Raw genomic sequence first — 11,022 nt, forward strand, 5'->3', positions numbered from 1 at the left:
TGGGGATCTTCCCCAACGCCGCCGCGGTCATCCGACTCGTCGGCGCGGTGCTCATCGACATGCACGACGAATGGATCGCCGGCGACCGCCGCTACCTGTCCGAAGGCTCCATGGCCAAGCTCTACGAGACCAGCAATACTGATCCCGTCGCCGCCATCGAGAGCAGCGACGAGTAGGCACCGAGGATCACCTCAAAACCCACCACCCCACGGGGCTCTGTCCTGCCAGAGCGGCGAACCACGTGTGACAGCGGCCAGCGACGCGCGGAACTGACCCGCGACCAACCTGTGGCTCGCTAGGTTCGGGGCACACGTCCCGTCGTCGTCCAGCAAGGAGCCTCCGATGCAGCAGGTCCGCGCCGTCGTGGCCCGCACCAAGGGTGCGCCCGTCGAGATCGCCACCATCAACGTCCCCGACCCCGGGCCGGGGGAGGCGGTGGTCAAGGTGCTGACCTGCGGGGTGTGCCACACCGACCTGCACTACCGCGAGGGCGGCATCAACGACGACTTCCCGTTCCTGCTGGGCCACGAGGCGTCCGGCATCGTCGAGGCGGTCGGTCCTGACGTCACCGGCGTCGCGCCGGGTGACTTCGTGGTGCTGAACTGGCGCGCGGTGTGCGGGGAGTGCCGGGCGTGCAAGCGCGGCGACCTGCACTACTGCTTCAACACCCACAACGCCACGCAGAAGATGACCCTCGCCGACGGCCCGGATGCCGGCACCGAGCTCTCGCCCGCGCTGGGCATCGGCGCGTTCGCCGAGAAGACCCTGGTCGCCGCCGGGCAGTGCACGAAGGTCGACCCCGAGGCCCGCCCGGCCGCCGTCGGCCTGCTCGGCTGCGGGGTGATGGCCGGCATCGGTGCGGCGATCAACACCGGCGCGATCACCCGCGGCAAGTCCATCGCCGTCATCGGCTGCGGCGGCGTCGGGGTCGCCGCGATCGCCGGTGCCGCGCTGGCCGGTGCGTCGCCGATCATCGCCGTCGACATCGATGCGCGGAAGCTGGAGAAGGCGAAGGAGCTGGGCGCCACCCACACCGTCGACTCATCGAAGGTCGACCCGGTGGAGGAGGTCAAGCGGATCTGCGCGGAGACCTACGAGGGCGCCGACGGCGCCGACGTCGTCGTGGAGGCCGTCGGGCGCCCCGAGACGTGGAAGCAGGCGTTCTACGCACGCGACCTGGCCGGGACCGTCGTCCTGGTGGGCGTGCCCACCCCCGACATGAAGGTCCCCGACATCCCGCTCATCGACGTCTTCGGTCGCGGCGGGGCGCTGAAGTCGAGCTGGTACGGCGACTGCCTGCCCAGCCGCGACTTCCCGATGCTCGTCGACCTCTACCGCCAGGGTCGCCTCGACCTCGACGCCTTCGTCACCGAGGAGGTCGGTCTGGGTGACGTGGAGGCCGCCTTCGCCCGGATGCACGACGGCGACGTGCTGCGCTCGGTGGTGGTCCTGTGACCGGCCGGGCACGCGTCGACCACGCCGTCTCGTCGGGGACGTTCTCCCTCGACGGCGAGACCTTCGAGGTCGACAACAACATCTGGGTCGTCGGCGACGACGAGGAGTGCATCGTCATCGACGCCCCGCACTCCGTCGACGACATCCTCGCCGTGGTCGGCCAGCGTCGGGTCAACGCGATCGTGTGCACCCACGCCCACGACGACCACGTCCGCGTCGCCCCCGCCCTGCGCGAGGCGGTCAACGGCGGCGCCGGCGCACCGATCCTGCTCCACCCCGACGACCGGCCGCTGTGGGAGCTGACCCACACCGACCACCTCTGGGACGTCGACCTGTCCGACGGGCAGGAGATCACCGTCGCCGGTACGACGCTGCGGGTGCTGCACACGCCGGGGCACGCTCCCGGCGCCGTGTGCCTCTACGCGCCCGACCTGGACTGCGTGTTCACCGGCGACACCCTCTTCAACGGCGGCCCCGGCGCCACCGGTCGCTCGTTCAGCGACCGGCCGACCCTGGAGGACTCCATCCGGGCGAAGCTGTTCGACCTGCCCGACGACACGGTCGTGCACACCGGGCACGGCGACGACACCACCATCGGCGCGGAGGCCGCGGCGCTCGGCCGGTGAGCGTGCTGGGCCTCAGCCCAGCGGGTCGACGAGGAGGGCCGTGCCCTCGCCCGCGACGCGGGTGAGGACCACGGTCGCCTCGGCGTCGCCGCGCAGGTCCAGCCGCTTGCGCAGCGCCTCCGGGGACACCTCGACGCCGCGCTTCTTGAGCGTGATCCTCCCGACGCCGCGCTCGCGCAGCGCGGCCCGCAGCTGCTTCTCGCGGTAGGGGAGCTCCTCGACGACCCGGTAGGCCCGGGCGAACGGCGTGCGGAAGGCGTCGTCGGAGGTCAGGTAGGCGATCTTCGGGTCGACCAGCCCGCCGTGCACCCCGGCGGCGACCGCGGTGACCAGGCCGGCGCGTATCACCGCGCCGTCCGGCTCGTAGAGGAAGGCGCCGACCGCGCGGGTGCCGACGGCGTCGGCGCCCGGGTCGTCCTCCTCGGTCAGCGTCGCCAGCCCGCCCTCGCGGATCACCGTCGCGCGGCGGGCGACGGTGGCGGTGCGCCCGGACCACAACGCCGCCTCCTTGACCTCGCCGTCGTCGCTGACCCACTCGGCCTCCACGCCGTCGGGGACCAGGTCGTGCGGGATGCCGGGTGCGACCTTCACGCAGGCGTCGCGGCGCAGCAGGCCCTCGACCCACGTCCACGGCGGCGTCCAGTCGTCGACGCGGAAGCTGCGCCCGGCGCCCGAGCGGCGGGCGGGGTCGGCGAACGCGAGGTCGAAGGCCCGGTGGTCGACCGTCGTCGCGTCGGCGACCTGGACCGCGCCGGGCAACCCGGCCGCGGCGAGGTTCGCCTCCGCCATCGCGACCCGCACCGGGTCGAGGTCGACGCCGGCGCAGATGATCCCGACCCGGGAGGCGGCGAGCAGGTCGCCACCGATCCCGCACCCGAGGTCGACCAGCGTCCGCGCGCCGAACGCCGCGGCCCGACCAGCGCGGTGGTCGGCGACCCGCTGCCGGGTGGCCTGCTCCAGCGCGTCGGGGGTGAAGTACATCCGGGCGGCGAGCTCGCCGAACTTCGCGACCGCGCGCTGCCGGAGCTCGACCTGCCCGAGCGCCGCCGCGGCACGCTCGCCGGTCGTCGTACGACGCAGGGCGGAGCCGGCCGCCAGCGGGCTCGCGCCGTCGGCGACCAGGGTGGTGGCCTCGGCCAGCAGCGCCTGCCCGTCGTCGGTCAGCAGCCACCGGAACGTCTCGAGGTCCACCCCCTGATCCTGTCAGGCGGTGCTCACTTCACGAGGTCGACCCCGGCCGGCACCTCGTCACCGTCGCGGGGCTCGCCACCGGCAGGCCCGTGCCCGTGCGCGTCGTCGCGGGCCTCGTCCCCGTGGCCCGGCCACCAGGCGACGTGGCCCAGCAGCGAGGTCAGCGACGGGGTGAAGAACATCGACATCACGAACGCCACGATCAGGATGCCGACGGCGAGCGCGAAGCCCATCGACACGATGAGCGTGTTGCCGCCCAGCATCAGCGACGCGAAGGTGCCGGCGAGGATGATGCCCGCGGCGCCGATGGTCGGGCCGGCGTGGGTGACCGCCTGCGACGCGGCGTCGTGCGGGTCGCGGCCCTCGCGGGCCTCCTCCCTCAACCGGGCGATCATCAAGATGTTGTAGTCGGTGCCCAGTGCCGTGACGAACAGGTAGATGTAGATCGGCAGCATGAAGATCAGGCCGGGCTCACCGCCGATGTTCTGGAACGCGATGACTGTGAGGCCGAGGGTCGCGGCGAAGCCGAGGCCGACCGCGGCCATCAGGAACCACGGGGCGACCAGGCTGCGCAGCAGGAGCGCGAGGATCAGCATGATCACGCCGGCGGCGACGGGGAAGACGACCTTGTAGTCGCGGGCCATCGCCGAGGACATGTCGGCGAAGATGCCGGGCGTGCCACCGACGTACGCCTCGGTCCCCTCGGGCGCCGCGTCGTGGGCGGTGTCGCGGATCGGGCCGGCGACGTTGTCCTGCGCGGCGTCGGAGACCGGGTCGTCGGCGAGCGTCAGGTAGTACTGGAACGCCGAGCCGTCCTCGGACGGGACCGGGCCGGCGACGGCGTCGACGCCCCTGGCTCCCTCGAGCGCCGCCTTGAACTCGCCGAGCTGGGCCTCGGTCACGTCGGCGCCCTCGGCGTCGACGAGCACCGGCACCGGCTCGGCGGCACCGGCGGAGAAGTTCGCCTGGAAGGTCTCCATCGCCTCGGTGGACTCCACGCCCTCGGGCAGGCTGGAGTTGAAGTCGAAGGACGGGTTGAAGCTGAGCGCGAAGAGCGCGAGCACCGTCATCACGCCACCGGAGACGAGCGCGACGACGCCCGGGCGGCGACCCACGGCGCGGCCGAGCTTCACGAACGTGCCGTGCTTCGGCTCCTTCTGCCACGACTTCGACGGCCAGAAGAGCGCGCGGCCGAGCAGGGAGACGACCGCCGGCACGAGGGTCAGCGCGGCCAGCAGGGTCACGAACACGGCGATGGCCAGCGCCGGGCCGATGGCGCGGAAGATGCTGAGCGAGCTGAGCACGAGCGCCATGAACGCGACGATGACGGCGCCACCGGCGGACGCGATCGCCTCGCCGGCACGGTCGAGGCTGTGCACGACGGCGTCCTTCACCTCGGCGCCCTGGCGCAGCCGCTCGCGGTGCCGGAAGAGGAAGAACAGGATGTAGTCGGTGCCGACGCCGTAGAGGACGACGACGAGGATCTGCTCGACCGAGGCGTCCGCCTTGAGGTCGAAGAGGTCGTTGGCCCAGGCGATCGCGCCGGTGGCGATCATCGAGACGATGCCGACGGTCACGATCGGCAGCAGGCAGATCAGCACGCTGCGGAAGATCAGTGCGAGCAGGCCGACGATCAGCACGATGGTGGCGATGCCGACGATCACGAGTGTCTGCTCGCTGGACTCCTGGGAGTCGAGGCCCTGCAGCACCGCGCCGGTCGCCCGCACCTCGAGGCCCGAGTCCCCGGTGAGCTCGTCGATCTCCTCACGCAGGTCGCGACCGTCGTCGAAGGCCTGGGTGTCGTAGCCGGTGGCGCCGTCGGCCAGCGGGATCACGGCGAAGAGGACCGTGCCGTCCTCCGACAGGTTCGGCTTGCCCTGCTCGTCCTGGAAGAAGACGGCCGGCTGGAAGGTGTCCGTGCCGAGCTCGGGTGCGAGCTCCTGGGCGAAGGTCCCGACCTCGGCCTGGTCCTCGGCGGTCAGCGCCGCGCCGTCCTCGCGCTCGATGACGAGGATGGCGCCGGGGGAGAAGGCGTCGGAGAACTTCTCCTCCTGCAGCTGCAGTGCCTGGATCGACTCGTAGTGGTCGGGCAGGAACTCGGAGTTGTCCTGGGTCGACTCCAGGGCGGGCGCGGTGCTCACGACGACGGCGGCGAGCAGGATCCACCCGGCGATGACGAACCAGCGGAATCGGGTCACGAAACGACCCAGGGCAGCGAACATGGGGGCAACGCTTCCGTGTCCGCGCGACCCCGGTCAACCGACTTTGGTAGAAACTCGCGCTGGCCCGGGCCCGGGCACCTCTGGCACTCGCTTGCCGTGAGTGCTAGTTTCATCTTTGGCACTCTCGCACCGAGTGTGCCAACGCCGGTCGGGGGCGCCCCTCGCGCCTGCGGCCGCACCACGAACCAGCAGTAGAAACCAAACGCATCAGCCCTAGAAAGTGGAGGTCGACATCGTGTCGGTCAACATCAAGCCGCTCGAGGACCGGATCGTCGTCAAGCCCCTCGAGGCCGAGCAGACCACCGCCTCCGGTCTGGTCATCCCCGACACGGCCAAGGAGAAGCCGCAGGAGGGCGAGGTCCTCGCGATCGGCCCCGGCCGCATCGACGACAACGGCAACCGCGTCCCGCTCGACGTGGCCGTGGGTGACAAGGTCATCTACAGCAAGTACGGCGGCACCGAGGTGAAGTACGCCGGCCAGGAGTACCTCATCCTCTCGGCCCGCGACGTCCTGGCCGTCCTGGCCTGACCTTCGAGTCTCGAACCGCCCGGGACGTCGTCCGCATCGGTCGCCCCGGCGACCACGCGGACGACGTCCCGGGCGGTCGGCTTTCCACAGCAAGGAGCAACAAGTGCCCAAGATCCTGGAGTTCGACGAGAACGCCCGGCGCGCGCTCGAGCGCGGCGTCGACGCCCTCGCCAACACCGTCAAGGTGACCCTCGGCCCCAAGGGCCGCTACGTCGTGCTCGACAAGAAGTGGGGCGCGCCGACCATCACCAACGACGGCGTGACCGTCGCCCGTGAGGTCGAGCTCGACGACCCGTTCGAGAACCTCGGTGCCCAGCTCACCAAGGAGGTCGCGACCAAGACCAACGACGTCGCCGGTGACGGTACGACGACCGCGACCGTGCTCGCCCAGGCGCTCGTGCACGAGGGCCTCCGTGCGGTGGCCGCCGGCGCCAACCCGATGGGCCTCAAGCGCGGCCTCGACGCCGCCGGCGGCGCGGTGGGCGACGCCCTCCGCTCGGCCGCCCGCGACGTCGACGACGAGAAGGACATCGCCTCCGTCGCGACCGTCTCCTCGCGCGACAGCCACATCGGCGACCTGCTCGCCGAGGCCTTCGGCAAGGTCGGCAAGGACGGCGTGATCACCGTCGAGGAGTCCAACACCCCCTCGACCGAGCTCGAGTTCACCGAGGGGATGCAGTTCGACAAGGGCTTCAACTCGGCGTACTTCGTCACCGACGCGGAGCGCCAGGAGGCGGTCCTCGACGACCCGTACATCCTCATCAACCAGGGCAAGATCTCGGCCATCGCCGAGCTCCTGCCGCTGCTGGAGAAGGTCATCCAGACCGGCAAGCCGCTCTTCATCCTCGCCGAGGACGTCGAGGGCGAGGCGCTCTCCACCCTGGTCGTCAACAAGATCCGCGGCACCTTCACCGCCGTCGCCGGCAAGGCGCCCGGCTTCGGTGACCGCCGCAAGGCGATCATGCAGGACATCGCGATCCTCACCGGCGGCACGGTCATCTCGCCGGAGGTCGGCCTCAAGCTCGACCAGATCGGCCTCGAGGAGCTCGGCCGGGCCCGCCGCGTCGTGGTCACCAAGGACAACACCACGATCGTCGACGGTGCCGGCGACGAGTCCGCCGTGCAGGCGCGCGTCGAGCAGATCAAGAAGGAGATCGAGGCGTCCGACTCCGACTGGGACACCGAGAAGCTCCAGGAGCGGCTCGCGAAGCTCTCCGGCGGCGTCGTGGTGATCAAGGTCGGCGCGCACACCGAGGTCGAGCTCAAGGAGAAGAAGCACCGCATCGAGGACGCGGTCTCCGCGACCCGGGCCGCGATCGAGGAGGGCATCGTGCCCGGTGGTGGCTCGGCCATCATCCACGCCTCGAAGGTGCTCGACGACGACCTCGGCCTCACCGGTGACGAGGCCGTCGGCGTCCGCATCGTCCGCAAGGCCGTCGAGGAGCCGCTGCGCTGGATCGCCGAGAACGGCGGCGAGAACGGCTACGTCGTCACGCACAAGGTCCGCGAGGCCGGCGAGGGCACCGGCTACAACGCCGCGACCGGCGAGTTCGGCGACCTCATCGCGCAGGGCGTCATCGACCCGGTCAAGGTGACCCGCTCGGCCCTGGCCAACGCGATCTCCGTCGCCGGCATGCTGCTCACGACCGAGACGCTGGTCGTGGACAAGCCCGAGGAGGAGGAGCCCGACGCGGGCCACGGCCACGGGCACGGCCACGGCCACTGACCGGCAGCTGACCGGCTGCACAGCCTGAACCCCGGCCCGTCGTACCTCTCGGTGCGGCGGGCCGGGGCGGTTTTTCGGCGTCGCGTCGTCTCGGCCCCCTCCGGCATGATGGGGCCATGCTGTGGAGAGTGCGCGCCGGACTGCCCGACCGACCCGGAGCGCTCGCCCAGCTCGCCGAGGCGTGCGGTCGCGCCGGCGTGAACATCCAGACCGTCCAGGTCTTCCCGGGTGACTCCTCGGTCACCGACGAGATGGTGCTGCAGGTCCCGCAGGACTGGACCCGTGACCGGCTCGGCGAGCTGGTCGACGGCGCGGGCGGGCAGATGGTCTCCGCCGTCCCGGTCACGACCGCGGCGCTCGAGGACCAGCCGACGCGCTACGTGCAGGCCGTGCGCGCGATCATCGACCAGCCCGCGAGCTTCCCCGACGTCGCCGCGCACCTCTTCGACGCCGACGTCACGCCGAGCGCGGACCACGACGACGTGCTGGAGATGACGGTCGGCGGCTCGGCCACGATCCAGATCCGCCGCGACACCCCGTTCACCGAGACCGAGCGCCAGCGGGCCGCCGCGCTCGCCGAGCTGGTCGGCGAGGTCCTCGACCGGGCGGCACCTCCGGCGCCGCACCAGCCCGCCGCCAGCGCGACCCCCGACTTCGTGACCGACGGCCCGGTGGTGACGGCCCTGGCCGGCGGCAAGGTCGCCGGGCGCGCGGAGTACACGAAGGTCGAGGGTGACGGCCCGTGGCCGGTGGACCTGTGGGTCGACCCGGCGTGGCACCGCCGCGGTGTCGGCACCCAGCTGCTCGCCGGCATCGCGCGCGCGGCGCGGTCCGCCGGGTGCGAGGAGATCGTGCTGACCGCCCCCTCCGACACCAAGGCGGTGCTGCCGATGGTGCTCGCGGCCGGCATGCGCGGGCGGATCCGGATGGCGGGGGAGCGGTTGACCGTGCGGATCTCCATCACCGACCTGCGCGCCGGAGCAGGTGGCACCGGGGTGTGACCGAGTCGTCAGCCCCGACCTTTTGTGAACGCATTCACAAGAGGCTAGCGTCGAGGACGTGCTGACCCCCGACGTCGTCACCACCGTCCTGACCCAGCTCGCCACCGACGCCGAGCCCGCGGGCCTCCTGCCGGCCCGCCAGCAGATGGCGCTCTCGCTCGGCTGGCACATCATCCTCGCCTGCTTCGGCGTCGCCTTCCCGGCGATGATCTTCGTGATGCACCTGATCGGCATTCGCCGCGACGACCCGGTCGCGCTCGGCCTGGCGCACCGCTGGGCCAAGGTCTCCGCCGTCCTCTTCGCCATCGGCGCCGTCTCGGGCACGGTGCTCAGCTTCGAGATGGGCCTGCTGTGGCCCGGCCTGATGGGCACGTACGGCGACGTCCTCGGCCTGCCGTTCGCGTTCGAGGGCCTCGCCTTCTTCCTCGAGGCGATCTTCCTCGGCATCTACCTCTACGGCTGGAACCGGATCCCGCCGAAGCGGCACGTGCTGATGGTGCTGCCCATGGCGGTGACCGGTGTGTTCGGCGCCTACTGCGTCCTCGCGGTCAACGCGTGGATGAACGCGCCGACCGGCTTCGACCTCGTCGACGGCGAGGTCACCAACATCGAGCCGTGGTCGGTGCTCTTCAACCTGCAGACCTTCACCCAGTTCGCGCACATGTGGATCGGCGCCTACATGGTGGCCGGCTTCTCCGTCGCCGGGGTGTACGCCGTGGGGCTGCTCCGCGGCCGCCGCGACCAGCACCACCGGCTCGGCTTCATCGTGCCGTTCGCGTTCGCGTCGATCGCCGCCGTCGCCCAGCCGTTCATGGGCCACGTGCTCGGCAGCGGCCTCGACGAGCGCCAGCCCGCCAAGCTGGCGGCCTTCGAGCTCGCCGAGACCACGGAGAGCCCCTCGCCGCTGCGCCTGGGTGGCGTGCTCGTCGACGGCGAGGTGAAGTGGTCGATCGACATCCCGGTCCTGGGTTCGGTGATCGCGATGAACTCCCTCGACGAGCCGGTGCCGGGCCTCGACACCATCCCCGAGGACGAGCACCCGCCGGTCAACCTGACCCACTGGGCCTTCCAGACGATGGTCGGCATCGGGACCCTGCTCGCCGGCGCGGTCGTGCTCTTCTGGGTCCAGCGCAAGCGGGGCCGGGACCTGCTGCAACGGCGGTGGTTCCTGCGCTTCGCCGCCGTCGCCGGCCCGCTCGCCGCGGTCGCGCTCGAGGCGGGCTGGATCGCGACCGAGGTCGGCCGCCAGCCGTGGATCGTGCACGGCGTCATGCGCACCCCCGAGGCGGTCGGCGACTACAGCGCGAGCCTGTGGTGGCTGCTCGGCATCTCCACCGTCGTCTACACCGCGATGACCGTCGGTGCCGTCGTCGTGCTGCGCTCGATGGCCCGTCGCTGGCGCGAGGGTGCCGAGGACCTGCCGAGCCCCTACGCCCCGGAGGTGTCCCGATGAGCCTCGAGGTCGCCGTCGCTGCCGCACTCTTCGTCGGGGTCATCGCCTACGCCGTCCTCGGCGGGGCCGACTTCGGCTCCGGCTTCTTCGACCTCACCGCCGGCAGCAGCCGGCGCGGCGCGGAGCTGCGCACGCTGGTCGACCACAGCATCGGCCCGGTGTGGGAGGCCAACCACGTGTGGCTGATCTACGTGCTGGTGACCTGGTGGACCGGCTTCCCGGAGTCCTTCGCCGCCGCGATGTCGACGCTGGTGCTGCCGCTGCTGCTCGCGCTGCTCGGCATCGTGCTGCGCGGCGCCAGCTTCGCCTTCCGGAAGTACTCCGAGACCCTCGGCCAGGCCCGGCTCTTCGGCGTCGTCTTCGCGACCTCCAGCATCCTCACGCCGTTCTTCCTCGGGACCGTCGCGGGCGGCATCGCGTCGGGCCGGGTGCCGCTGGACGGGGCGGGCGACCGCTGGGAGTCGTGGGTGAACCCGACCTCGCTGTTCGGCGGCCTGATCGCCGTCGGCACGTGCGCGTTCCTCGCCGGGACCTTCCTCGCCGCCGACGCCGAGCGCAGCGGCAACGACCGTCTCGCGGGCGAGATCCGCGTCCGGGCGCTCGTCGTCGGCCTCGCGACCGGCGCGATCGTGTTCGCCGCCCTCGTGCCGATCGACCACGACGCGCCCACCCTCGCCGCCGGGCTCGAGGGACGGGCCGCGCCGCTCGTGGTGCTCGCCGGCATCGCGGGTGCCGCGGCGACGTACCTGCTCTGGCGGCGCCGGTACGGCGTCGCGCGGTTCGCCGCCGCCGTTGTCTCCGGCTGGGGCGTCGGCCAGT

Annotated in this window: 10 protein-coding genes; 8 read left to right on the plus strand and 2 right to left on the minus strand. The window is 71.7% G+C overall.

The window, feature by feature from the left end; genetic code table 11:
- The 3 genes from L615_RS12205 to L615_RS12215 all read left to right on the plus strand — a co-directional run.
- The coding region (locus tag L615_RS12205) for a transposase (protein ID WP_186449845.1) at positions 1-176 on the plus strand (176 nt) is incomplete at its 5' end.
- 166 nt (positions 177-342) lie between these two features.
- Positions 343-1,455: an S-(hydroxymethyl)mycothiol dehydrogenase gene (locus L615_RS12210; RefSeq protein ID WP_028653825.1), complete on the plus strand. Its 1,113-nt coding sequence runs from the start codon at positions 343-345 to the stop codon at positions 1,453-1,455.
- On the plus strand, positions 1,452-2,081 hold the full coding sequence (locus L615_RS12215) for an MBL fold metallo-hydrolase (RefSeq protein ID WP_145725233.1): 630 nt from the start codon (positions 1,452-1,454) through the stop codon (positions 2,079-2,081). The genes L615_RS12210 and L615_RS12215 overlap by 4 nt, the downstream gene beginning before the upstream one ends.
- 12 nt (positions 2,082-2,093) lie before the next feature.
- On the opposite strand, the gene L615_RS12220 is transcribed toward L615_RS12215, so the two are convergent.
- A complete protein-coding gene (locus tag L615_RS12220; RefSeq protein ID WP_145725234.1) occupies positions 2,094-3,272 on the minus strand; it encodes a class I SAM-dependent methyltransferase in 1,179 nt (392 codons plus the stop codon).
- A 23-nt stretch (positions 3,273-3,295) separates the two neighbouring features.
- Positions 3,296-5,470 (minus strand): MMPL family transporter, encoded by a 2,175-nt coding sequence (locus L615_RS12225; protein ID WP_261376667.1) that lies wholly within the window; start codon positions 5,468-5,470, stop codon positions 3,296-3,298.
- 259 nt (positions 5,471-5,729) lie between these two features.
- Between L615_RS12225 and groES the strand changes: the two genes are divergently transcribed.
- The 5 genes from groES to L615_RS12250 all read left to right on the plus strand — a co-directional run.
- Positions 5,730-6,023 (plus strand): co-chaperone GroES, encoded by a 294-nt coding sequence (groES, locus tag L615_RS12230; RefSeq protein ID WP_028653828.1) that lies wholly within the window; start codon positions 5,730-5,732, stop codon positions 6,021-6,023.
- A 103-nt stretch (positions 6,024-6,126) separates the two neighbouring features.
- Entirely contained in the window at positions 6,127-7,749 is a 1,623-nt protein-coding gene (groL, locus tag L615_RS12235) for a chaperonin GroEL (protein ID WP_145725236.1), read from the plus strand.
- A gap of 116 nt (positions 7,750-7,865) precedes the next feature.
- Positions 7,866-8,750 carry a GNAT family N-acetyltransferase gene (locus L615_RS12240; protein WP_145725237.1) on the plus strand — a complete coding sequence of 295 codons (885 nt, stop codon included), beginning with the start codon at positions 7,866-7,868 and terminating at the stop codon, positions 8,748-8,750.
- 58 nt (positions 8,751-8,808) lie between these two features.
- Positions 8,809-10,203 (plus strand): cytochrome ubiquinol oxidase subunit I, encoded by a 1,395-nt coding sequence (locus L615_RS12245; protein WP_028653831.1) that lies wholly within the window; start codon positions 8,809-8,811, stop codon positions 10,201-10,203.
- Positions 10,200-11,022: cytochrome d ubiquinol oxidase subunit II (locus tag L615_RS12250; protein ID WP_145725256.1), on the plus strand; the 823-nt coding region annotated here is incomplete at its 3' end. The genes L615_RS12245 and L615_RS12250, both read left to right, overlap by 4 nt.

It is taken from the genome of Nocardioides sp. J9 (assembly GCF_007829375.1).
GTDB lineage: Bacteria > Actinomycetota > Actinomycetes > Propionibacteriales > Nocardioidaceae > Nocardioides.

Excerpts from the sequence above, each read along its gene's own strand:
- L615_RS12210 (WP_028653825.1), top strand. The coding sequence starts at position 343 with ATGCAGCAGGTCCGCGCCGTCGTGGCCCGCACCAAGGGTGCGCCCGTC.
- L615_RS12240 (WP_145725237.1), top strand. The coding sequence starts at position 7,866 with ATGCTGTGGAGAGTGCGCGCCGGACTGCCCGACCGACCCGGAGCGCTC.